Raw genomic sequence first — 22027 nt, forward strand, 5'->3', positions numbered from 1 at the left:
CGCTTGTTCTACGCCATCCCGCTCGAGAACAAACCGAGCTGGCGCAACCCACCGTGGATGACGGTGCTGCTGATCCTCGTGAACATGATCGTGTTCTGGGGGCCGCAGCGCAGTGAAGAAAAGGCCGACGAACGCGCGGCCCACTACTACGCGCAGAGCGTGCTGCCCGAGCTGGAGCTGCCGCCTTTCGTGGCGTGGCTCGAGGAAACGCGTTCGCCCCGTGCCAAGGCCGCGCAGCGGCTGCTGGCCCGCAAGCAGACAGGGCCGCTGCTCGACGGCATGCAGCAGGAAAAAGCGTTCCTGCAAAAGCTGCGGGCAGATGGCGTGGTCACACCCGCGAACCCTGGGTACGCCGAGTGGAAGCGCGACCGCCAGCAGTACGAATCGATGCAGCCCGCGCCGTTCACCGAGCGCTGGGCGCAGGACTACACCAAGGACGCGGAGTTCAAGCCGTGGACCTGGGTGACCGCCGCCTTCCTGCACGGCAGCACGGGGCACCTGCTGGGCAACATGCTGTTCCTCTTCCTGTTCGGCTTTTCGGTCGAGCTGGCGCTGGGCCGCGGCACCTACCTGAGCTTCTACATCCTGGGTGCGGTGGGCGCTTCGGTGCTGGCCGACTGGGCCTATGCGGGCAAGGGCAGCTACGGCCTGGGCGCCTCGGGTGCGGTGTCGGCGCTGATGGGCATGTACGCGGTGATGTACCGGCTGCGGCGCATCCGGTTCTTCTACCAGCTGTTCTTCTATTTCAACTACGTCACGGCGCCGGCCCTGCTGCTGCTGCCGGCGTGGATTGCCAATGAATTGCTCCAGCACGCGGTGGGCGGCCAGGGCATTGCCTACATGGCGCACCTGGGCGGCCTTTTGACCGGCGCAGCGCTGATGGCCTGCGCCATGGCGCTGAACCGCGTGAAGACGCCGGAGACCGTGGCTTCGGAACAGTCGAACGGCGACGAGGAGTTCAACGGCCACGTGGCCGCGGCGCGGCGGCTGGGCGCCGCCATGAAGTTCGAGGCCGCCGCCGCCGAATGGCGCGCCGCCGCCGCATTGCAACCTGGCGACACCGACACACTGCGCGCCTGGTTCAACACCGCGCGGCTGCAGCCCGCGAGCGAAGACTTTCACCAGGCCGCGCGCCGCATCTTCCGCCTGCCCGCCACCGACCCCGACACGCTGGCGCTGCAGCACGCCAGCTACACCACCTACCTCGACCAGGCCAAGCCCGGCGCGCGCCTGAAGCCCGACGACATGGCCCGGCTCGCCCGGCGCTTCACGCGCGTGCGCCAGTTCCAGGACGCCGACAAGCTGTGCCGCGTGCTGCTGAAGACCGCGCCCGACCATCCGGAACTGGCCGATACGCTGTCAGCCTGTGCCAACGGATTGCTGCATGCCGGCGAGCGCGAAATGGCCAAGGGCTGGCTGCCGCATCTGCTGCGGCTTGCGCCCAACGACATGGTGACGCGCGCCCTCGAGCGCGCCTAGCCTCGGCCGAAGATCAGGCCGTGGGCCGCAGCAGCCAGCGCACTTCCTGCGTCTGCTCGCTGTCCGGAAAGCGCGATTCGAGGGTCTTCAGGATCGGCTGCGCCATGTCGGCGCGGCCCAGCCCCTGCACCAGCACCCTGGCTGCCAGCTCGTAGGCTTGCGGAATGGCCGCGTGCCCGCGAAAGCGCCGGTCGAAGCCCGACAGCAGCGCCAGCGCGGCATGCGCATCGCCATTGCGCCATTCGGCTTTTGCCAGCGTCATGACCGTGGGCGCGTCGTCCAGCGCAAAGGCCTTGTCTTTTTCGCGGCAGGCCTTGAAAACCTTGAGCGCTTCGGACGCCAGGTCGCGCCGCAGCAGCAGCGGGATGTAGCGGCGCGCATGGTCGAGCAAGGTGGACGCCTTGTCGGGCACAAGCAGCAGCACGCGGTGGTAGCGGCGCTGCGCCGCCAGGTCGTCGGCCGCCGCCACGCGCTGCGCCTCGTAGGCCACGCCCAGCGCACCGGCCACGTCGCCGTCGGTCACCAGCTGCGCCACTTCGGCATCGGTGCGCTGCGCGGCAATCTGCTCGGGCGTGCGGCGGTCCACCGGCGCGCCGTCGTCCACCCCGCCGCCGGGCAGCAGGTCGATGCCGAACGCGTCATGGTGCTGGTACATCACGTAGCCGAGCAGGCTGGCCATCACCCAGCCGAAGTAGATGAACGCGAAATTGGCGATCGGCAGCACGATGAGGCCGTCGATCATCGGCAGCACCATGCCAATGGCAATCTGCGCACCCGCGCTCAACAGAAACAGGAAGAAGCACAGCAGCGCATACGGCCAGCCGATGATGCGCATCGCATCCATCACGTGGCCGGGATTCATGGCCTGGAAAAAGCTGCCCGACTGCACCAGCACGATCACCGCGGCCGGAAACGTGAACGACACCACGAACACCCCGACGGTGCCCAGCACCGGCTCGTACCAGGCCAGCCAGCCGATCAGCGCGCCCTGCACCACCGAAATGGCAAACAGCTTCCACGGCAGGTTGACCCAGTCTTCATTCAGCTCGCGCGGAAAATCTTCCGAACGCCAGATGCCTCGCGAGCCGAGCGCGGTCACCTTGAAGCCGTAGCGGCTGGCCGCCAGCACGATGCCCAGTTCGATCACGATCAGCGACAGGCCGGGATGCAGAAAAGGAATGGCCTCGAACAGCAGGCTGCAGAACGCGAGCACCAGGCCGTACATCAGCGGCCGCAGCTGGAACGGAAAGGCGAAGAAGCTGTTGAGGCGGTGCCAGAACGGCGGCGGGGGCGGCAGCGAGTCGTTGACGAGCATGGTGGCGACGCTCCGCGCTTACTTGAAGAAGTCGCTCTGGCTCATGGCGCCGCGCCCGCCCATGCGCACCACGGTCACGTCGTCCCCGCGCACCAGCCGCATCTGGCCCAGCTCGCGCTCCAGCCGCTGCGTGAAAGTGCTCTTGAACTGCATGGCCGCCTCGCCCATCTTCAGCACGCTGGTGCCTTCGACGGTCGCGCTCTTGCGGTCGCTGGCCACCTCGATGCTGTCGATGTGGTACTCGTACTCGATGGTGAGAATGCCGCCCATGCGCTCGCCCACCGACTCGAACATCTTGAAAGTCTTGCGCAACGAGTCGCAGGCCTGTTCGCGGTCGCTGCTGGTCTCGGTGGTGCGGCCCATCATCACCGTCTTGCTCTGGATGACGACCTTCTTGCTGAGCTGCTTGCACAGCTTGTCGGCGTCACGCGAATAGATGGCGTGGGCTTCTTTCTCGTAGTACGCGCGCACCATCGATTCGTCGAGCTTGCGCCCGCCGATGAAGAAGTACCACGCGCCCACGCAGAGCGCGACAACGATCGCAATTTGCTTCATTCCCCGCCCGCACGCTGGGTGCGCTCCGCTCCGATTTTGCGGGGAAGTATACGTTGCCGAATGTTTCCTGAGGCGGTGAACGGGGCCTGAAAGCCGCTCAGACGGCGCGGTAGAAGATGTAGTCGGCCTGGTATTTCACGACCTGCTTCTGGCCCATGTTCGAGGCGCCGCAAGCCGCCGCCGGTGCCACGCCGCCCTGGGTCGAGACGCGCTGGATGTAGCTCACGCCCTGCATCGCGCCCGAGCCCATGGCGGGGTTGGCCTTCACCAGCTGGTAGGGAATGTTGCCGGTGCCGGCGGGCGCCACCGCCACCTGGGTGGCCGTGAGCTTGGAGCCGTCCATGCTCTCCCAGGTGGCCGGCGGGCCGTAGTACTTGCCCACCTGCTTGCCGGCGCGGTCCATCAGCCTGGCGTCCGGGCCGACGAAGACCCACTCGTGCTGGCCGGGCATGTTGGCCTTGGCGCGGCATTCGTAGGTGATGTCGCCTGCGCCCACGGTTTCCATGGCTACGGCGTGGCCGGCCGGCACCTTCACCGCGTCGGGCAGGCCGGCCTGGGAATACATCGGGGGCTTGGCGCCCATGCCGGAACAGGCGGCAAGGCCCGCGGCGGCTGCGAGGACGGTCAGGGTGCGGATGGTCATGGTCGGTTCCTTTGTCGCCTGAGCGAGAGGTGAATGAAGAGACGAGCCCGTGAAGGCGAGTCCGTGCCTCGGCGCCGTGCGCCCGGACGGTCTCGCATGCTTGTACGCATGCCAAGCGCAAATGGATTGCATGGGCCGGTGCGACAGAGCCGCCCCGCAGCTGACTGCGTCAGAATAGGACGCTCGCGTGCCCGCGCCGAAGACCAGCCTCGGGCCGTGCCTGAAAAAACCACCTGACTTGCGTTCCGCCTTGTTTCCGATGCCTTCGATCAAAACCGCGCTGGCCGCGGCCTTGCTGCTGACGGCGGCACTCGCCTCGCACGCCCAGAACCACAATGCCGTTCTGCCCTACGAGTCGCTGGACAGCACGGCGGTCGATACGTCTTCCGAATACCTGGCGGCCAAGGCGCGCTGGCACAACGAGCTCGCGGCCTTTTCGCGCGCCGACCAGCAGCAGTTTCCGGCGCCCGGCGGCGTGGTGTTCGTGGGCAGTTCCTCCGTGCGCATGTGGAAAAGCCTGCTGCAAGACTTTCGCCAGGTGCCCGGCGTCGTCAACCGCGGCTTCGGCGGCTCGACCATGGCCGATTGCAGCCTGTTCGCGCGCGACCTGGTAGTGCGCTACAAGCCGCGGCAGGTGCTGGTATACGCCGGTGACAACGACCTGGCCGAAGGCCGCACGCCGCTGCAGGTGCTCGAAAGCTTTGCGCGCTTCGTCAACACGGTGCGCGCCGAACTGCCCAACACGCGCATCAGCTTCATCTCCGTCAAGCCGAGCCCCTCGCGCGAGCACCTGATGCCGCTGGTGCGCGAAACCAACAACGTGATCGCGGCCTACCTCAACCGCCTGCCCGACAGCGAATACATCGACGTCTTCACGCCCATGCTCGGCGCCGACGGCCGGCCACGGCCGGAGCTGTTCCGCAGCGACAGGCTGCACATGACGGACGAGGGCTACCGGCTCTGGCAGTCGATCATCGCGGCGCGGCTGCCGGGAGCCGTTGCGGCGGCAGCCCCAGTTCCCGCCCCGGCACCCATGCCCGTTCCTGCGACGGCACCGGCGCCTGCCCTGCCCTGACCGGCCTCAGGCCCGCGCAGGCTCGGTCGGCACATCGTCCGCCGGAGGCGGCACGTCGGCCCCGCGCGTGAACCGCGCCACCGCATACATGCCGGCAAAAACCGCCAACAGCAGCAAGCCATCGCCCCACCAGGGCCGCGCGGTCTGGCTGTCGCCGTAGAAGGCCAGCACCAGCAGCACCGCCACCAGGTGCGCGCAGAACACCGGCAGCGAGGCCGAGCCCATGGCCTCGAGCCAGTGCAGGCGCGGAATCTTGCGCATGAACCAAGGCCCGAAGCGCACCGCCAGGATGCCCAGCGCCACCAGGTTGACCAGGCGCAGCGGTCCCAGCTGCCATTTGTCGAACAGCAGGTTCAGCTCCACGTCGCCGCCGAAGGGCGCCTGGCCGTTGATGCCGTGGTGGCGCCACCAGAAGCCATAAACCGCAATGGCCAGCGCGGGCACCCACAGCCAGGCCGGAAAACGCATCGGCCGCGCATCGGGCAGGTTGCGGCTGGCGCCGATGCACAGCCCCGCGAACCAGAGAAACTGCCACGCATAGCTGTTGAAGGCGCCCATCTCATGGAACGGCACCGGAATGCCCAGGTAGTGCACGGCCAGCCCGTAGATCCATTCGCTGAGCCCGAACTGGGCCAGGGCCCACACGGTCGCGCTCACGGCCATGACCAGCGCCCAGCCATGCCGCATGGCAAATGCCAGCACCCAGGGGCTCATCAACATGAAGAAGATGTACATCGGCAGGATGTCGAGCAGCGCCGGTTCGTAGACCAGCAGCAGCCCGAACAGAAACCCGTCCCGCGGCTCCGCAAGGTAGTACGACACCAGGTTCTTCACGGCCGGCTGGTCGATGTGCAGCCCGAGCGCGGCAATGACGGTGAACAGGAACAGCAGGATCGCCGCCTGGCACAGATACACCTTGAGCACGCGCCGCCAGAAGGCCTGCCGCATCGAGTCGACGCCGCGCACGTAGCCGATGCGGCTGTAGACCAGGCCCGCCACAAAGGCCGACAGCAGCACGAAGCCCTCAGCCGCCGAAACGAAGCCGAACGGCTGCCCCAGCGGATCGGTGAGGCGCGTCGGCAGATGGGTGACGGTCATCAGCACGAGCATCAGCCCGCGCAAGGCGTCTATTTCCCAGTAGCGTTTCATCGGTCGGCGGCGAGGTCTTAGTGGCGGTCCGCGCGGCGCACGCACGACACCTCCGATTGTATGAAGACAGCCACGGCATATGACTCCTGGCACTGCCGAACCGCCTTTCAAATCGGCTACGCTGCGCGGTGCTTCAAGGTGGAGAAACGAATAAATGAAAAAAACCATTCCAACACTGCTTCTGGCCGGCAGCGCTTTTTTTGCCGGCCCGGGCCACGCCCTCCAGATCACCAGCCTCACGCCCCAGGGCGAAGTGGCGCGCGTACGGCAGATCGTTGCCAAGTTCGACCAGGCCGCCGTGAATTTCGGCGACCCCAAGGCGCCCGCGCCGCTGGCCGTGAGCTGCACCGACGCCCAGGCCGGCAAGGGCACGGGCCGCTGGACCGATGCCAAGCAGTGGGTGTACGACTTCGAGAACGACCTGCCGCCCGGCGTGCGCTGCACCGTCACGCGGATTTCCACCTTCAAGCCGAGCGGCGGCGGCGAGTTGACCGGGCCCGAACGCTATCAATTCAATAGCGGCGGACCGTTCGTGCGCAATTTCATGCCGGGCAGCTATGGGCGGATCGACGAGCAGCAGATGTTCATGCTCGAGCTCAACGGCGCGGCCACCGTCGAAAGCGTGCGCCAGAACGTGTGGTGCGCGGCCGAGGGCATTGGCGAGCGCATTCCCGTCAGGCTGCTCGAAGGCGAGCAGCGCGCCGGCCTGCTCAAGGCCTTCAGCCGCGAGAAGGAAGCCGCGAAGGACCCGCTGCGCTTTATTGCGCTGCAGTGCAACCGCACGCTCACGCCCGGCAGCAAGGTGCAGATCGTCTACGGCAAGGGCGTGGCCACGCCTTCGGGTGTTGCCAACAACGTGGAGCGCCGCCTGAGCTTCCAGGTGCGCGAGCCGTTCGCGGTGTCGTTCAGCTGCGAGCGCGAAAACGCGCAGGCCGCCTGCCTGCCGCTGCGGCCGATGCAGTTGCAATTCAATGCGCCGGTCACGCGCAAGATGGCCTCGCAGATCCAGCTCAAGGGCGCCGGCAAATCGATTGCCGCCACCCTTGAGAACGACGGCGGCACGCCGAGCGAAGACGACGTGGTCAGCTCTGCAAGCTTTGGCCCGCCGCTCGCCGAGGACACCAAGTTCACCGTCGAGCTGCCCGCCAAGTTCGAGGACGCATCGGGCCGGCCGCTGGCCTCGCCCGGCAGCTTTCCGCTGAACGTGGCAACCGGCGCCATGCCGCCGCTGGCCAAGTTTGCCGCCTCGCCTTTCGGCGTGGTCGAGCGGCTGGCCGAGCCCGGCACACCGGCCATGATGCCGGTGACCGTGCGGCGCGTGGAACCCGCGCTCATGGTGCAGGCGCTCACGCCCGGCAAGGTGAGCGACATGAACCCCAAGACGGACGCCGAGATCATTGCGTGGTTCCGCAAGGTGCGCCGCTACGACGAGTACACCGTGAGCCGCGAGCAGGCGCGCAAGGACGTGAAGGGCGCGCTGCCCGCCGTCATCGACTCCAACGAGCGCACCCGCATCCAGACCCGCATGCTGTCTCTTCTTGCAGGCCAGCCTGGCGTGAAGGCGCTCGACATGCCCAAGGCCGAGAGCGGCGATCCACGCCCGTTCGAGGTCATCGGCATTCCGCTGACGCCCGGCTTCCACGTGCTCGAGATCGCGTCGCAGAAGCTCGGCGACGCGCTGCTCGACGAGCGCTACGGCGCCAGCCGCACGATGTATGTGCGCACCACCGCGCTGGCCACCAACCTGGCCGTGCACTTCAAGCTCGGCCGTGAAAACTCGGTGGCGTGGGTCACCACGCTCGACAAGGGCAAGGTGGTGCCGAACGCCGAAGTGCGCGTGTCCGACTGCCGCGGCGTGGCCGTCGCATCGGGCAAGACCGACGCCAACGGCGTGGTCAACCTGGCGGGCGTCGCGCCCGAGGCGCCCAACTGCAGCGGCCCGGACGACTACAACGCGGGCGCATGGTTCGTCAGCGCGCGCGCCAAGGACGACAAGGGCATTGAAGACCTGGCCTTCACCTGGAGCGACTGGCAGCGCGGCATCGAGCCCTGGCGCTTCAACGTGCCCACCAGCCTGCAGGCCGAGCCCGACCGCGTGGCCCACACCATCTTCGACCGCACGCTGCTGCGCGCCGGCGAAACGGTGTCGATGAAGCACCTGATCCGCACCCAGACCAGCAAGGGCTTCGGCCTGCCCGAAAAGCGGCCCGACACGCTGGTGGTAACCCACACCGGCAGCGGCCAGCGCTTTACGCAGCCGCTGGCATGGCGCAAGACGCCGACCGGCGGCCTGAGCGCCGAAAACACCTTCGCCATTCCGCCGGCCGCCAAGCTCGGCGTGTACGAGGTCATGCTGCGCAACGGCGACGGCGACTCCGAAGGCGAGGGAGAGGACGGCGACTACAACCGGAGCTTCTCCACCGGCCTGTTCCGCGTCGAAGAGTTCCGCCTGCCGGTGCTCGAAGGCCGCATCACGCCCACCGACAAGAAACCGCTGGTGAGCGTGACCGCGGTGCCGGCCGACGTGCAGATCAACTACGTGGCCGGCGGCGGCGCCGCCAACCTGCCGGTGCGCGTGTCGGCCATGGTGCGCGGCAAGAGCCTCGCCTTTGCCGACCATGAGGCCTTCAGCTTCAGCCCGCCGCGCGTGCAGGCCGACGGTGCCCAGGCGGCCACGCCGGCCGCCGATGCCGCGGGCGGCGAGGAAGACATCAACAGCGCCAGCGACACCCGCGTGGTCGCCGACAAGCTGCCCCTCACGCTCAACAAGGACGGCGCCGGCAAGGTCACCATCGACAAGGTGCCCAAGGTCAAGGCCGCGCGCGAGCTCTTGCTCGAAGCCACCTACGCCGACCCGAACGGCGAGGTGCAGACCATCCGCAGCACGCAGACGCTGTGGCCCGCCTCGGTCATTGCCGGCATCAAGACCGAAGGCTGGGTCTCCACCAGCCAGAAGCTCAAGTACCAGGCGCTTGCGCTCGATCTTTCGGGCAAGCCCCAGGCCGGTGTGACGCTGAATGTGCGCGCCGTGGCACGCATCACCACCACCAGCCGCAAGCGCATGGTGGGCGGCTTCTACACCTACGACAACAAGACCGAGACCAAGGACATCGGCACGGTGTGCAGCGGCAAGAGCGACGCACGCGGCCTGCTGCTGTGCGAATCCGAGCTGAAGGAAGCCGGCGAGGTGGAGCTGGTGGCCAGCGCCACCGACAGCGAAGGCCGCGACAGCCGCGCCGCCAGCTCGGTGTACGTGACCAAGCAGGGCGAACTCTGGTTCGGCGGCGAGGACAACGACCGCATCGACGTGCTGCCCGAGAAGAAGAGCTACCAGCCCGGCGAAATCGCCAAGTTCCAGGTGCGCAGCCCGTTCCGCTTTGCCACCGCGCTGGTGTCGGTGGAACGCGAAGGCATCATCGAAACGCACGTGGTGCAGCTCAACGGCAAGGACCCGACCGTGAGCCTGGAGGTCAAGCCCGAGTGGGGGCCGAACGCCTATGTGAGCGTGCTCGCCCTGCGCGGCCGCCTGCGTGAAGTGCCGTGGTACAGCTTCTTCACCTGGGGCTTCAAGGCACCGCGCGAATGGTGGACCGCCTTCTGGTACGAAGGCAAGGAATACGTCGCGCCCACCGCCATGGTCGACCTGAGCAAGCCCGCCTATCGCCTGGGCATGGCGGAGATCCGTGTCGGCACGCGCGCACACCAGATCGACGTGACGGTGACCAGCGACAAGCCCAGCTACCCCGTGCGCGGCAAGGCGCAGATCACCATCTCCGCCAAGCTGCCCGACGGCAAGCCCGCGGCGGGTGCCGAAGTGGCCCTGGCCGCAGTCGACCAGGCCCTGCTGGAGCTGATGCCCAACGACAGCTGGAACCTGCTCAACGCCATGCTGCAGCGGCGCAGCTGGGGCGTCTCCACCTCCACCGCGCAGATGGAAATCGTCGGCCGGCGCCACTACGGGCGCAAGGCCGTGCCCGCGGGCGGCGGCGGCGGCAAGGGCCAGACGCGCGAACTGCTCGACACGCTGTTGCTGTGGAACCCGAAGGTCGTGCTCGACGCTAACGGCCAGGCCGTGGTGACGGTGCCGCTCAACGACGCGCTCACCACCTTCAAGATCGTGGCCGTGGCCGATGCGGGCACCAGCCTCTTCGGCACCGGCCAAGCCAGCATCGAGGCCACGCAAGACCTGCAGATCATCAGCGGCCTGCCGCCGCTGGTGCGCGAGGACGACCAGTTCCGCGCCCAGATCACGCTGCGCAACACCACGCAGAAGCCGATGAAGGTGGAAGCCACGCCGCGCGCCACGCTGCTCACGCTGGAGACGCAAACCGTCGACATTCCGGCCGGCGAAGCACGCGAAGTGGCCTGGACCGTGACCGCTCCCGCGCAGCTTGCGCAAACGCGCGCCGAGGCCATCCTGTGGGAGATCGAAGCCAAGGACACGCTGGGCGGCGCGCGCGATGCGCTCAAGGTGCGCCAGCGCATCGTGCCTTCGGTACCGCTCACGGTGCAGCAGGCCACGCTGGTGCAGCTCGACGGGCCCTTCACCATCGACGTGGCACCGCCCGCCGACGCCCTGCCCGGCCGCGGCGGCCTCAAGCTCGCCGTGCAGCCCAAGCTCGCCGAAGGCCTGCCGGGTGTGCGCGACTGGTTTGCGAACTACCCGTTCATCTGCCTCGAGCAGAAGACCAGCAAATCGGTCGGCCTGCGCGACGCGAAGATGTGGCAGGGTGTGCTGGCCCAGCTGCCGACCTACCTGGACAGCGACGGCCTGGCCAACTACTTTCCGCCACGCGACGGCGAAGCCAACCGCGGCAGCGACATTCTCACCTCGTACCTGCTGGCGGCAACGCACGAGGCCGCGGCGCTGAACCCGGCCTTCGCGCTGGCGGACGACCTGCGCGCGCCCATGGAGTCGGGCCTCATCGCTTTTGTCGAAGGCCGCATCCAGCGCGAGTTCTGGAGCCCGCGCAAGGACCTGGACGTGCGCAAGCTCGCCGCGCTCGAGGCCCTGTCGCGCTACGGCAGTGCCAAGGCCAGCATGCTCGGCAGCATCACCATTGCGCCGAACCAGTGGCCCACCAGCGCGGTGATCGACTGGCTCAACATCCTCAAGCGCATGCCCGACGTGCCGCAGCGTCAGCAGCGCCTCGACGAGGCCAACAACGTGCTGAAGGCGCGCCTGTCGTACCAGGGCACCAAGCTCATCTTCAGCACAGAGCGTGACGACTATTGGTGGTGGCTCATGACCAACGGCGACGTCAACACCGCGCGCCTGCTGCTCAGCGTGATGGACGACCCGGCATGGAAGGAAGACATCGGCAAGCTCGCCAACGGCTTCATCGGCCGCCAGCAGAACGGCGCCTGGCACACCACCACCGCCAACCTGTGGGGCGGGCTCGCGCTCGAGAAGTTCTCAAAGGTGTTCGAGAGCACGCCGGTGGCGGGCATCACCGCCGCCACGCTCGGCGCAGCCAAGGCGCAGGTCGACTGGAGCAAGGTCGATCGCGTGAAGACCACCGATGCGGCCGGCGCACCGAACCAGAGCACCTTCTTCGGCGCGCCCGCGTCACCGGGCAACCTGAAGAACAACACCATGTTCCTGCCGTGGGCGGCATCGCCTTCGGGCGCGCCGGTGCGCGACACGCTGCTGGTCACGCAGCAAGGCACCGGCAAGCCGTGGCTCACGATGCAGTCGATTGCCGCCGTGCAGTTGAAGGCGCCGTTTGCCGCCGGCTACGCGCTCAAGAAGACCATCACGCCCGTCGAGCAAGCCACCGCGGGCAAGTACACGCGCGGCGACGTGCTGCGCGTGAGCATCGAGGTGAACGCCAGCGCCGACATGACCTGGGTCGTGATCAGCGACCCGATTCCCGGCGGCGCCACCATCCTGGGCAGCGGCCTGGGCCGCGATTCGCAGATTGCAACGCAAGGCGAGAAGAAGTCGGGTGCCGGCTGGCCGGCTTTCGAGGAGCGCAGCTTCGAAGCCTTCCGCAGCTACTACGAGTACCTGCCCAAGGGCGTGGTGAAGATGGAATACACCGTGCGCCTCAACAACGTGGGCGACTTTGCGCTGCCGCCGAGCCGCGTCGAAGCGATGTATGCGCCCGAGATGTTCGGCGAGACGCCGAATGCGCGGGTGAAGGTGGAGGCGGCGAAGTAAGCGCGACCGCCGCCCTTCGACGCGGCGGCGGCTCGCTTTCTACATTGTTCGGGGTATGGGTTTTTTCAAGCTCGCGCTGCTCTTCGGATTGATGGCACCGGTTGCGGGTGCCACCGCCGCCGAAGAGCGGATGCGTGCCTTGACGCATGAGCGCGGCTGCACCGCATGCCATGGCATGCTTCGAAAACAAGTCGGCCCCGGGTTCGCCCAGATTGCGGATCGGTATCGCAACGATCCGGCCGCGCCGTCGCAACTCGCAGCAAAGATCCGGAACGGCAGCGTTGGAACTTGGGGGCGCGTCATCATGCCGCGCCAGCCGCGCGTCACGGAAGAGCAAGCGCGGCTGCTCGCGCAGTGGGTTCTTTCCCAGCCTTCGCCACCGCCCTGAGCTTCGACCCGCCGTGAATCACGGCCGATCGGACCACCGGCAGGTTCTTTACCGGTAGAACGCCTCGACCCTGCCCTTCAGCTTGATCAGCAGCGGCTTGCCCTTGCGGTCCACCGTCTTGCCCGCGGGCACCTTGATCCAGCCTTCGCTGATGCAGTATTCCTCTACGTCCAGCCGCTCCTTGTCGTTGAAGCGGATGCCAATGTCGTGCTCGAAAACGGCCGCCACATGGTGCGGGCTGCGCGGGTCGGTAGACAGGTGGTCAGGCAGAGGCGGGAGGGAATGGGCTTCGGTCATGGAGTAAACGGTTATCTATCTGAAAAACTGAACCGCGCAGCTTAACGCCGCTTCTTTGTTGCCTTGGCGGGCGCCTTGGGCGCAAACCCCAGCGAGGCGCGCGCGAGCGCATCGGCCTCGTGGTTGCGATGCCGCGGCACCCACCGCAGGCTCGCTTCTTCGAACGAGCCAAGCAGCGCGCGGGCATCTTCGAACAGGCCGGCCATGCGCGCGATAGGTTTGGCCGCCGGCTCGCCGAGCTGCTCGACGAGGATGCTGTTGTCTGTATAGGCCAGCACCACGGTGGCGCCCCTGGCCTTCAGCTCCTCGAGCGCGAGGGTCAGCGCTCTCAGCTCGGCTTCGTTGTTGCAGCCGATGGCATGGCTGGCCGCAGACAGGGTGTGGCGGGTGCCGTCGGGCTCGGTGATGACGGCGCCGGCGCCCATGCGGCCGGGGTTCGGCATGGCGCTGCCATCGCAGTACACGGTCCACGGGCGAAGTTGCATCGGCTGCGTCGGCTCAGCAGTTGCTGCGCTTGATGCCCGCCAGGTTCTGGCACGGCCGCTGGCCCGGTGGCGGGCCCGGGTCCTGCGGGCGAGGAGGCCGCGGGCGGATGACCGGGCGGCCGCCGTCGTAGTACGGATCGGGCCCCCAGCTGTAGACCGGCGGCGGCTCGGGGGCCACGCGCGGCTCTTCGACATTGCGCGGAATGATGGCGGGGCCCTGCGGCACATTGCTGACGGGGGGCTGCGGCAACGCCGCGCTCGGTGGTGGCGGCGTGTAGGCCGGGCGGCGCGCTTCTTCGGACGAAGCGGGCGGCACCACCGAAAGCGGCTCGGAAATAGGCACCTGGCGCGAAAGCTTGGTACCGGGCGGGCACTGGCCCTGCGTGTAGACGATGCCGCCGCTGGCGTCGGTGCAGCGAACCACGTCTGCAGCATGCGCCAAGGCCGCGGCTGCAAAGACCGAAATGAAAAGGACCGTTGTGCGCATCATGCGACCCTCGCTGTTGGCTGCCGGAGCCTGGCGTTGTTGTCTGCCCCTGGCATCATTCTGGCTCGAACTCGGCGCTTTCGGCGTCATCCGCACGGTCTTCAGGCCAACACGCGCAGGCGCGCGGGGCCTTGCTCCATGCGGCCGACCACAGCGGCATCCGCAAAGCCTTCGCGCCGAAAGACCTGCAGCACCGCTTCAGCCGAATCGGCAGCGCAGCTCACGAGCAGGCCGCCCGAGGTCTGCGGGTCGCTCAGCAGTGCCTGCGCCATGGCCGGGAGGCCTTTCGCAAGCTCGATCTCCGCGCCGTAGCCGGCCCAGTTGCGGCCGGAGGCGCCCGTCACGAAACCATCCGCCGCCATGGCGGCCACCCCGTCCAGCAGCGGCACGCGCGGCCAGTCGATGGTGGCCGTGAGCTTGGCGCCGCGCGCGAGCTCCAGCGCATGGCCGGCCAGCCCGAAGCCGGTGACGTCGGTGAGCGCATGCACACCCGGCATCGTGGCCAGCGCAATGCCCGGCGTGTTGAGCCGCGTGGTGTTTTCTATGAGCTGCCGGTAACCGGCGAGCGAAAGCTTTTCTTTCTTGAGCGCAGCCGAGAGCACGCCCACGCCCAACGGCTTGCCCAGCACCAGCACGTCGCCCGCGCGGGCCTCGGCGTTGCGCTTGACGTGGGCCGGGTCGACCAGGCCCATCACCACGAGCCCGTAGATCGGTTCGACCGAATCGATGGTGTGGCCGCCCGCAATCGGAATGCCGGCCGCGCGGCACACGTCCTGCCCGCCGCGCACGATGTCGCCGATGACTTCCACCGGCAGCTGGTTGACCGGCATTGCGACCAGCGCCAGCGCCATGATCGGCTTGCCGCCCATTGCGTAGACATCGCTGATGGCGTTGGTGGCTGCAATGCGGCCGAACTCGTACGGGTCGTCCACGATGGGCATGAAGAAGTCGGTGGTCGCGACCAGCGCCTGCTTGTCGTTCAGGCGGTACACGGCCGCATCGTCGGCGGTTTCGATGCCCACCATCAGCTCCGGCGGAATGAGGCCGCCGCCGCTGTTCTTCAGGATTTCAGACAGCACGCCGGGCGCGATCTTGCAGCCGCATCCGCCGCCGTGCGAAAAGCTGGTGAGCCGCAGCGGGGCCAGCGGGTTGAGGGGGGAAATCGTCGGCGTGTCGGTCATGGCGCAATCCGTATCAGGGGCAGTCCCCCATTATCGAAGCCACGCCCAAACGGCGCCCAAACGCGGGTTTCTACAATCGAGGGTTGTCCCTTCCTCCCTGCGCCATGCCGCGCCATTCCATGAAAAACCTCCTTCGCATTGCCCTTGCACTCTCGCTGTCCGCCTTCGCCCTGGGTGCCTTTGCACAAGGCAAGGTGCTGCGCGTGTCCGCCATTCCCGACGAGGCGCCCACCGAATTGCAGCGCAAGTTCTCGCCGCTGGGCGACTACCTGAAGAAGGAAACCGGCATGGAGGTGCAGTTCACGCCCGTGACCGACTACGCCGCGGTGGTCGAAGGCCTGGCCACGAACAAGATCGACCTGGCGTGGCTCGGCGGCTTCACCTTCGTGCAGGCCCGCATTCGCACCAACGGCGGCGCGGTGCCGATCGTGCAGCGCGCGGAAGACGAGGTGTTCACCAGCAAGTTCATCGTGCCGACCGACAGCACTGCAAAAACACTGGCCGACCTGAAAGGCAAGACCTTCGCGTTCGGCGCCCCCTCCTCCACTTCGGGCAGCCTGATGCCGCGCTACTTCCTGATGCAGGCCGGCATCGACCCTGAAAAGGACTTCAAGACGGTCGCGTTTTCCGGCGCGCACGACGCCACCGTGGCCTTCGTCGCCGCCTCGCGCGCCGAAGCCGGCGTGCTGAATGCGTCGGTGTGGGAGAAGCTGGTCGAAAGCAAGAACCCGAACGCCGCCAAGGTGCGCGTGCTGGCCACCACGCCCACCTACTACGACTACAACTGGACGGTGCGCCCCGGCCTCGACCCGGCACTGACGAAGAAGCTCACCGAAGCCTTCCTGAAGCTGGACCCGGCCAACCCCGCCATGAAAGACATCATGAACCTTCAGCGCGCGAGCAAGTTCATTGCCACCAAGTCGTCGAACTACGACGGCATCGAAGCCGCCGCCAAGTCGGCCGGACTGGTCAAGTGATGCGGTTGCGGCGCGCCACCGGAGCCGTCGCGTGAGTTTTTCGCTCGACAAAGTCGGGCTGGTTCACCCGAACGGCCATCGCGCGCTGCAAGGCGTGTCGTTCGCCGCGCGCGCCGGCGACCGGGTGGCCGTTATCGGGCCTTCGGGCGCGGGCAAGACCACGCTGCTGCGCGTGCTCGGCGCCGCGCTGCGGCCCGGCGAAGGCGCGGTGCAGCTGCTCGGCGAAGCACCATGGCGGCTGGCCGCGCCGGCATTGCGCCGGCTGCGATCGCGCATCGGCACCGTGCACCAGAGCCCGCCGATTGCGCCGCGCCTGCGCGTGGTCACCGCCGTGCTCTCGGGACGGCTCGGGCAGTGGAGCGCAATGCGCGCTCTGGCTTCGCTGCTGCGCCCTTCGGATCTTGCGGGCGCGCACGAGGTGCTGGCGCGCCTCTCGCTCGAAGACCGATTGTTCGACCGCTGCGACCGCCTCTCCGGCGGCCAGCTGCAGCGCGTGGGCATTGCGCGCGTGCTCTATCAGCGGCCCGCGCTGCTGCTGGCCGACGAACCGGTGTCCGCGCTCGACCCGACGCTGGCCGATGCCACGCTGCAGCAGCTGGTGGCCCAGAGCGAATCCACGGGCGCCACCCTCGTGGCCTCCCTGCATGCCGTCGACCTGGCGCTGCGCTGGTTTCCGCGCATCGTGGGCATGCGCGACGGACAGGTGGTGTTCGACGAGCCCGTGGGCAATGTGACCGAGTCGATGCTCACCGCGCTCTATGCGAGCGAAGGCGGACTGCCGATGCAGGCACGGGAACGGCCTCTCGACATCGCATCCGGCGCGCTCGCTCCGGACGCCGTGAACACCATCGAACGGCCGGACTGCCTGTGAGCACCGCGCAGCCTTTGCCGCCGCATACGCCGCCCGCGCTGCGCGACCCTTTGGCACGGCGCCGCCTGGTGTGGCTATTGGCCGCACTCATCATTGCGTGGCCCATGCTGCAGCTGTCGGGCTTCGCGCCCTCGGCCCTGTTCGCGCCCGGCAACCTGCAGGTGATCGGCGGTTTTCTGGCCGGCTTTCTGCCGCCCGAAACCGCACCGGACTTTCTCGCGATGCTGGGCAAGGCCACGCTGGAGACGCTGGCGATGGCCACGGCAGGCACGGCGCTGGCATTCGTCATCGGCGCTCCGCTGGCTTTTGTCACCACGCGCGCGCTTTCGGTGTCGCGCATCGGCCCCGGGCCGGGCCGCGTGCAGGCCGGCATGGTGCGGCAAGCCGGGCGCTCGGTGCTGATGGTGCTGCGCGCCGTGCCCGAGATCGTCTGGGCGCTGGTCTTCGTGCGTGCGCTCGGCCTGGGCCCCGCAGCAGGCGTGCTGGCGCTGGCCATCACCTATGGCGGCATGCTCGGCAAGGTGTACGCAGAGGTGCTCGAATCGACCGACACGCGGCCCGCCCGCGCGCTGATGGAAAGCGGCAGCGGCCGCTTGGCCGCGCTGGTGTACGGCCTGTTGCCCAACTGCGCGCAGGAGCTCATCTCGTACACGGTGTACCGGTGGGAATGCGCCGTCAGGGCTTCCGTCGTGATGGGTTTCGTGGGGGCGGGCGGCCTGGGCCAGCTCATGGACCAGTCGATGAAGATGCTCAACGGCGGCGAAGCCAGCAGCATCCTGCTGGTGTTCCTGGTGCTGGTGCTGCTCGCCGATGCGCTGAGCAATGCGTTGCGGCGGTTGCTGGCATGAACGGGCACGTCGACTTGGCCAGGCCGCCTCGCTGCATCCGCTGCTGGGTGGCATCGGCATTGGTTCTGGCGGCCGTGGTGGCCAGCTTTGCGTATCTGGCCATCGACTACCGCGCGCTGTTCACGGCGGAGTCGATCGGCTTCATGGGCAAATTCATTGCGGAGTTTTTTCCGCCCGATTTCTCGAACGCCTTCCTTACCAAGACGGCGTGGGGCGCGCTTCAGACGCTGGCCGTTTCGGCGCTGGGCACACTGCTGGCCGCCGCGGGAGCCGCCGCGTTGGCATTGCCGGCCTCGGGCAGGTCGGGCCTGCTGGTGCGGCAGGGCTGCCGTTTTGTTCTGAACTTTCTGCGCAGCGTGCCTGAACTGGTGTGGGCCGCGCTCATGGTGCTGGCCGCGGGCATCGGCCCGTTTGCCGGTGCGCTCGCGCTCGCGCTGCACACCACCGGCGTGCTGGGCCGCCTGTTCGCCGAAAGCCTGGAGAATGCGCCGCGCGAGCCTGAACAGGCGCTGTCGCTCAGCGGCAGCTGCGCGACAGCGGCCTTCGCCTACGGCAGCCTTCCACTCGTGCTGCCGCAATGGGTGGCCTATGCGCTGTATCGTTGGGAAATGAACATCCGGATGGCCGCCGTGCTGGGTTTTGTCGGCGGCGGCGGCCTGGGCCAGCTTCTCTACTTTCACTTGTCGATCTTTCAACAGCAGCAGGCCATGACCGTATTGATTGCAATGTTCGTCCTGGTGGCGCTTGTCGACCTGGCAAGCGGCCGGCTGCGGCGCAACCTGGGGCACGCCCATGCGTGAGCACGACAACCCGCGCCACCAGCCCACGCGCGTGGCCGACCTGCACCGGTTCGACACCGTCATCGATGCGCGCTCGCCTTCCGAGTTTGCGCTCGACCACATTCCCGGCGCCATCAACTGCCCGGTGCTCGACGACGAAGAGCGCCGCATCGTCGGCACCATCTACAAGCAGACCGGCGCATTCGAGGCGCGTCGCGTGGGCGGCGCCATGGTGGCCGCCAACCTCGCGCGGCACCTGCGCGAACGCTTCGGCGAGCAACCCGCCAACTGGCGGCCGCTCGTGTATTGCTGGCGCGGGGGGCTGCGCAGCGGCTCGATGGTGACCTGGCTGCGCCTGGTCGGCTGGGACGCGCAGCAGCTTGCCGGCGGCTACAAGAGCTTTCGCCACCATGTGCTGGCGCAAATCGAGGCCGCGGTGCCGAAGCTTCGGCTCAAGGTGATCTGCGGTGCCACGGGCAGCGCCAAGACGCGCGTGCTGCAGGCACTGGCCGCGCGCGGCGAGCAGGTGCTCGACCTGGAACACTACGCCAGCCACAAGGGCTCGCTGCTGGGCGCCCTGCCCGGCGTGCCGCAGCCGTCGCAAAAGCAGTTCGAAACGCGCATTGCCACCTGCTTCGGTGCGCTCGACCTCTCGCGCACGCTGTATGTGGAAGGCGAGAGCGCCCGCATCGGCAGGCTCTCGGTTCCCATTCCCCTGGTCGCGCACATGCGCGCCGCCGCATGCATCGAAATTCAAGCGGATGCGGCCGCCCGGCTCGACTACCTGCTGCGCGACTATGCCTACCTGGGCGACGACCGCGCGGCGCTCGCGGAACAGCTAGGCAGGCTGAAGGAAATGCAAGGCAAGGCCGTGGTGCAGCGCTGGCAGGAATGGGCGATGGCGGGCGACCTGCCGCAGCTTTTTGCGGAACTGATGGCGCTTCATTACGATCCGCACTATGAACGCTCGCAGGCGCGCCATTTCGAAAAGTGGCCGCTGCGCCAGCAGGTGGCTGCGCCGGACCTCACGGACCAAGGCATCGAGGCCGTGGCGGAGGCCATTCTGCGGTTGAACGCGGCTGGGTGACCGGCCAAAAACAGAGGAGGCACGCTCCATGACACTCGAATGGCGCCATTCGCTCGAAGGCATCGATTGGGAGGAACTCTCCCGCCTCTACCAGGCCGCACCGCTCGGCAACAAGCAGCCAGACGGACTGAAGCTCGTGTTCTCCAACAGCATGTTCAAGTGTTTCGTGTACGACAACGGCCGCATGGTCGGCGCCGGGCGTGCAGTGGCCGACGGGCTCGACTGCTCCTACATCTGTGACGTGGCGGTGCACCCCACCCATCAGGGCACGGGCCTCGGCAAGCAGCTCGTCTCTCGGCTCATGGAGCTTTCAAAAGGCCACCGCAAGATCATTCTGTATGCGGTGGCGGGCAAGGAGCCCTTCTACGAAAAGTTCGGCTTCAGGCGAATGAAGACCGCCATGGCCGTCTTCGAGAACCAGGCGCAGGCCGCGGAGCGGGGGCTGATCGAGTGAGCACGCGTTTCGTCTCGCGCGCATGAACCATTCCGTAGTTGCGACCGAAGAACACCACTTCGAAAGCCTGCACAAGGCGCTCGACGCCGTGGCGCGCGAACAGAAGTACCTCGCGCTCACGCAAGCGCCGCCGCTGGAACAGTCGCTTGCCTTCTATCGGAATGTGCTGTCCACGGGCTTCCCTCATTTCGTTGCCGTCGATGGCACCGGCAAGGTCGTGGGCTGGTGCGACGTGTCGCCGGTATTCGGCCATTCGCGCGCCCACATCGGCCTCCTGGGCATCGCACTGCTGCCCGAGGCACGCGGCCAGGGGCTCGGTGCGCAGCTGCTGCAGGCCGCCATCGGCAGGTCGTGGGCACGCGGACTCACGCGCATTCAGCTGACGGTTCGCGCGGACAACCTGAATGCGAAGGCGCTGTACGAACGCTTCGGCTTCGAGCACGAAGGCCTCGTGCGCCGCGCCAGCCTGATCGACGGCGTCTATCACGACGCCCACGCGATGGCGCTGCTTCGCTAGACTGGCGGGCGCATCCGCTGCCGAATACCGCCGAATGGAGTTCGCCCATGTGCAGAAGCATCAAGACCCTCTACAACTTCGAGCCTCCCGCCACCGAGCAGGAGATCCGCGCCGCGGCGCTGCAGTTCGTGCGCAAGCTCAGCGGCTTCAGCGTGCCTTCCAAGGCCAACCAGGAGGCCTTCGAGCGCGCGGTCGACGAAGTGGCTGCAACGGCTGCGCGCCTGATCGATTCGCTGGTTACCACTGCCGAGCCGCGCGACCGCGCCATAGAGGCGGAGCGTGCCAAGGCCAGGTCGGCTGCGCGCTTCGGCACCTGAACGCAACAACAACCCTGGAGACTTTTCATGCCCGTTGAACTCTGGCTCGCCTTCGTGGCGGCATCGGCCGTGCTGCTGATCATTCCCGGCCCGACCATCCTCACGGTGATCAGCTATTCCATGTCGCACGGACGGCGCGCCAATGTGCCGCTGGTGGCTGCTGTGGCGTTGGGCGATTCGACGGCGCTGGTGGTTTCGCTGCTCGGCCTGGGTGCGCTGCTGGCCGCTTCGGCGTTCTGGTTCACGGTGGTGAAGTGGGCGGGCGGCCTGTACCTGCTGTACCTCGGCATCAAGCTGCTGCGCGCGGGCATCACGTCGTCCGAAGTCGCGGCGCCTGCCGCGCCCGATTCGCGCTGGCGGCTGTTCGCGAACACCTACCTGGTGACGGCGCTCAACCCCAAGGGCATTGTGTTCTTCGTGGCGTTCTTGCCGCAGTTTCTGAGCCCCGCAGCCAACATGACGCGCCAGCTGTGGGTGCTGGCGGTCACCTTCGTGGCCATGGCCGCGCTCAATGCCACGCTCTATGCCGTGTTTGCGGGATCGGCCCGCAAGCTGCTTTCGTCGCCGCGCGCACAACGGCGCTTCAACCTTGCGGGCGGCTCGCTGCTGAGCGCGGCGGGCGTGTGGGCGCTGCTCGCGCGCCGGCCCGCCTGAGGCGCGCTGCAGCCTGGATCAGCGATACGGGTTGTTCGGCCTGCGGTCGTAGCGGTTGGGCACCCCGTCGCCATCGCGGTCGCGGTCATAGCGGTTGGGCACGCCGTCGCGGTCTCGATCGCCGCCGTAGTACTGGCCGCGCGGCGGAGGCGGACGGTCGTAAGGTGCAACCACGCAGCCGGCCAGAACAGCCGATGCGGCAAGCAGAATGGCCAATGTCTTTTTCATGATTTTCTCCTTGGAGTTTTCAAACGCGGCCTGCCTCCGCAAGCCGTCGTCTGCATTGAAGGCCACCTCCGTCTCGGC

The 22027-nt window shown here is 67.5% G+C and carries 22 protein-coding genes; 13 read left to right on the top strand and 9 right to left on the bottom strand.

What is annotated here, in order from left to right; genetic code table 11:
* Window positions 1–3: 3 nt before the first annotated feature.
* Entirely contained in the window at window positions 4–1479 is a 1476-nt protein-coding gene (locus tag V9L20_RS04090; protein WP_337295580.1) for a rhomboid family intramembrane serine protease, read from the top strand.
* 13 nt (window positions 1480–1492) lie between these two features.
* On the opposite strand, the gene V9L20_RS04095 is transcribed toward V9L20_RS04090, so the two are convergent.
* From V9L20_RS04095 to V9L20_RS04105, 3 genes are all read right to left on the bottom strand, one after another.
* Window positions 1493–2794 carry a tetratricopeptide repeat protein gene (locus V9L20_RS04095; RefSeq protein WP_337295581.1) on the bottom strand — a complete coding sequence of 434 codons (1302 nt, stop codon included), beginning with the start codon at window positions 2792–2794 and terminating at the stop codon, window positions 1493–1495.
* An 18-nt stretch (window positions 2795–2812) separates the two neighbouring features.
* Window positions 2813–3349: a hypothetical protein gene (locus tag V9L20_RS04100; protein ID WP_337295582.1), complete on the bottom strand. Its 537-nt coding sequence runs from the start codon at window positions 3347–3349 to the stop codon at window positions 2813–2815.
* Between the two features lie 97 nt (window positions 3350–3446).
* Complete coding sequence (locus V9L20_RS04105) at window positions 3447–3992, bottom strand: DUF3455 domain-containing protein (RefSeq protein ID WP_337295583.1); 546 nt, start codon at window positions 3990–3992, stop codon at window positions 3447–3449.
* A 259-nt stretch (window positions 3993–4251) separates the two neighbouring features.
* Here V9L20_RS04105 and V9L20_RS04110 point away from each other — a divergent pair, with 259 nt between their 5' ends.
* Window positions 4252–5067, top strand: coding sequence for an SGNH/GDSL hydrolase family protein (locus tag V9L20_RS04110; protein ID WP_443098535.1), 816 nt, complete (start codon window positions 4252–4254; stop codon window positions 5065–5067).
* Window positions 5068–5073: 6 nt separating this feature from the next.
* Here the strand turns inward: V9L20_RS04110 and opgC are convergent, their stop codons facing one another.
* Window positions 5074–6216: an OpgC domain-containing protein gene (opgC, locus tag V9L20_RS04115; RefSeq protein WP_337295584.1), complete on the bottom strand. Its 1143-nt coding sequence runs from the start codon at window positions 6214–6216 to the stop codon at window positions 5074–5076.
* Between the two features lie 154 nt (window positions 6217–6370).
* Here opgC and V9L20_RS04120 point away from each other — a divergent pair, with 154 nt between their 5' ends.
* Window positions 6371–12379, top strand: a complete 6009-nt coding sequence (locus V9L20_RS04120) for an alpha-2-macroglobulin family protein (RefSeq protein WP_337295585.1) — start codon at window positions 6371–6373, stop codon at window positions 12377–12379.
* Between the two features lie 55 nt (window positions 12380–12434).
* Entirely contained in the window at window positions 12435–12767 is a 333-nt protein-coding gene (locus V9L20_RS04125) for a c-type cytochrome (RefSeq protein WP_443098536.1), read from the top strand.
* A gap of 48 nt (window positions 12768–12815) precedes the next feature.
* On the opposite strand, the gene V9L20_RS04130 is transcribed toward V9L20_RS04125, so the two are convergent.
* From V9L20_RS04130 to selD, 4 genes are all read right to left on the bottom strand, one after another.
* Window positions 12816–13064 (bottom strand): DUF3297 family protein, encoded by a 249-nt coding sequence (locus V9L20_RS04130; protein ID WP_337295586.1) that lies wholly within the window; start codon window positions 13062–13064, stop codon window positions 12816–12818.
* 41 nt (window positions 13065–13105) lie between these two features.
* Window positions 13106–13549: a ribonuclease HI family protein gene (locus V9L20_RS04135; protein ID WP_337295587.1), complete on the bottom strand. Its 444-nt coding sequence runs from the start codon at window positions 13547–13549 to the stop codon at window positions 13106–13108.
* A 13-nt stretch (window positions 13550–13562) separates the two neighbouring features.
* Entirely contained in the window at window positions 13563–14036 is a 474-nt protein-coding gene (locus tag V9L20_RS04140; protein ID WP_337295588.1) for a hypothetical protein, read from the bottom strand.
* A 101-nt stretch (window positions 14037–14137) separates the two neighbouring features.
* Complete coding sequence (gene selD, locus V9L20_RS04145; protein WP_337295589.1) at window positions 14138–15217, bottom strand: selenide, water dikinase SelD; 1080 nt, start codon at window positions 15215–15217, stop codon at window positions 14138–14140.
* A 119-nt stretch (window positions 15218–15336) separates the two neighbouring features.
* On the opposite strand from selD, the gene V9L20_RS04150 reads away from it, so the two are divergent.
* Genes V9L20_RS04150 through V9L20_RS04190 form a run of 9 tightly spaced genes read left to right on the top strand, consistent with a single transcriptional unit; the run spans window position 15337 to window position 21721 of the window.
* Window positions 15337–16194 (top strand): putative selenate ABC transporter substrate-binding protein, encoded by an 858-nt coding sequence (locus V9L20_RS04150; protein WP_337295590.1) that lies wholly within the window; start codon window positions 15337–15339, stop codon window positions 16192–16194.
* Between the two features lie 31 nt (window positions 16195–16225).
* The gene (locus V9L20_RS04155) at window positions 16226–17065 is read left to right on the top strand and encodes a phosphonate ABC transporter ATP-binding protein (protein ID WP_337295591.1); all 840 of its coding nucleotides are present in this window, start codon (window positions 16226–16228) and stop codon (window positions 17063–17065) included.
* Complete coding sequence (locus V9L20_RS04160) at window positions 17062–17913, top strand: PhnE/PtxC family ABC transporter permease (protein WP_337295592.1); 852 nt, start codon at window positions 17062–17064, stop codon at window positions 17911–17913. Before V9L20_RS04155 ends, V9L20_RS04160 begins: the two co-directional genes overlap by 4 nt.
* Window positions 17910–18713, top strand: coding sequence for a phosphonate ABC transporter, permease protein PhnE (gene phnE / locus V9L20_RS04165; protein ID WP_337295593.1), 804 nt, complete (start codon window positions 17910–17912; stop codon window positions 18711–18713). The genes V9L20_RS04160 and phnE overlap by 4 nt, the downstream gene beginning before the upstream one ends.
* Entirely contained in the window at window positions 18706–19779 is a 1074-nt protein-coding gene (gene mnmH / locus V9L20_RS04170) for a tRNA 2-selenouridine(34) synthase MnmH (protein ID WP_337295594.1), read from the top strand. The genes phnE and mnmH overlap by 8 nt, the downstream gene beginning before the upstream one ends.
* Window positions 19780–19807: 28 nt before the next feature.
* Window positions 19808–20233, top strand: coding sequence for a GNAT family N-acetyltransferase (locus V9L20_RS04175; protein WP_337295595.1), 426 nt, complete (start codon window positions 19808–19810; stop codon window positions 20231–20233).
* Window positions 20234–20255: 22 nt separating this feature from the next.
* Window positions 20256–20750, top strand: a complete 495-nt coding sequence (locus V9L20_RS04180) for a GNAT family N-acetyltransferase (protein WP_337295596.1) — start codon at window positions 20256–20258, stop codon at window positions 20748–20750.
* 47 nt (window positions 20751–20797) lie between these two features.
* Window positions 20798–21067 (top strand): DUF2277 domain-containing protein, encoded by a 270-nt coding sequence (locus V9L20_RS04185; RefSeq protein WP_281149528.1) that lies wholly within the window; start codon window positions 20798–20800, stop codon window positions 21065–21067.
* A 27-nt stretch (window positions 21068–21094) separates the two neighbouring features.
* On the top strand, window positions 21095–21721 hold the full coding sequence (locus tag V9L20_RS04190; protein WP_337295597.1) for a LysE family translocator: 627 nt from the start codon (window positions 21095–21097) through the stop codon (window positions 21719–21721).
* Between the two features lie 18 nt (window positions 21722–21739).
* Here V9L20_RS04190 and V9L20_RS04195 read toward each other — a convergent pair whose 3' ends face one another.
* Window positions 21740–21949: a thrombospondin type 3 repeat-containing protein gene (locus V9L20_RS04195; protein WP_258504674.1), complete on the bottom strand. Its 210-nt coding sequence runs from the start codon at window positions 21947–21949 to the stop codon at window positions 21740–21742.
* Window positions 21950–22027 lie beyond the last annotated feature (78 nt).

Source organism: Variovorax sp. CCNWLW225, assembly GCF_037204045.1.
Lineage (GTDB): Bacteria > Pseudomonadota > Gammaproteobacteria > Burkholderiales > Burkholderiaceae_C > Variovorax.

Coding starts and splice junctions, on each gene's coding strand:
- V9L20_RS04175 (WP_337295595.1), top strand. CDS start 19,808: ATGACACTCGAATGGCGCCATTCGCTCGAAGGCATCGATTGGGAGGAA.
- V9L20_RS04125 (WP_443098536.1), top strand. CDS start 12,435: ATGGGTTTTTTCAAGCTCGCGCTGCTCTTCGGATTGATGGCACCGGTT.
- V9L20_RS04195 (WP_258504674.1), bottom strand. CDS start 21,949: ATGAAAAAGACATTGGCCATTCTGCTTGCCGCATCGGCTGTTCTGGCC.
- V9L20_RS04185 (WP_281149528.1), top strand. CDS start 20,798: ATGTGCAGAAGCATCAAGACCCTCTACAACTTCGAGCCTCCCGCCACC.
- V9L20_RS04135 (WP_337295587.1), bottom strand. CDS start 13,549: ATGCAACTTCGCCCGTGGACCGTGTACTGCGATGGCAGCGCCATGCCG.
- V9L20_RS04105 (WP_337295583.1), bottom strand. CDS start 3,992: ATGACCATCCGCACCCTGACCGTCCTCGCAGCCGCCGCGGGCCTTGCC.
- V9L20_RS04150 (WP_337295590.1), top strand. CDS start 15,337: ATGAAAAACCTCCTTCGCATTGCCCTTGCACTCTCGCTGTCCGCCTTC.
- mnmH (WP_337295594.1), top strand. CDS start 18,706: ATGCGTGAGCACGACAACCCGCGCCACCAGCCCACGCGCGTGGCCGAC.
- selD (WP_337295589.1), bottom strand. CDS start 15,217: ATGACCGACACGCCGACGATTTCCCCCCTCAACCCGCTGGCCCCGCTG.
- opgC (WP_337295584.1), bottom strand. CDS start 6,216: ATGAAACGCTACTGGGAAATAGACGCCTTGCGCGGGCTGATGCTCGTG.
- V9L20_RS04190 (WP_337295597.1), top strand. CDS start 21,095: ATGCCCGTTGAACTCTGGCTCGCCTTCGTGGCGGCATCGGCCGTGCTG.
- V9L20_RS04110 (WP_443098535.1), top strand. CDS start 4,252: ATGCCTTCGATCAAAACCGCGCTGGCCGCGGCCTTGCTGCTGACGGCG.
- V9L20_RS04100 (WP_337295582.1), bottom strand. CDS start 3,349: ATGAAGCAAATTGCGATCGTTGTCGCGCTCTGCGTGGGCGCGTGGTAC.
- V9L20_RS04120 (WP_337295585.1), top strand. CDS start 6,371: ATGAAAAAAACCATTCCAACACTGCTTCTGGCCGGCAGCGCTTTTTTT.
- V9L20_RS04140 (WP_337295588.1), bottom strand. CDS start 14,036: ATGCGCACAACGGTCCTTTTCATTTCGGTCTTTGCAGCCGCGGCCTTG.
- phnE (WP_337295593.1), top strand. CDS start 17,910: ATGAACGGGCACGTCGACTTGGCCAGGCCGCCTCGCTGCATCCGCTGC.
- V9L20_RS04130 (WP_337295586.1), bottom strand. CDS start 13,064: ATGACCGAAGCCCATTCCCTCCCGCCTCTGCCTGACCACCTGTCTACC.
- V9L20_RS04095 (WP_337295581.1), bottom strand. CDS start 2,794: ATGCTCGTCAACGACTCGCTGCCGCCCCCGCCGCCGTTCTGGCACCGC.
- V9L20_RS04180 (WP_337295596.1), top strand. CDS start 20,256: ATGAACCATTCCGTAGTTGCGACCGAAGAACACCACTTCGAAAGCCTG.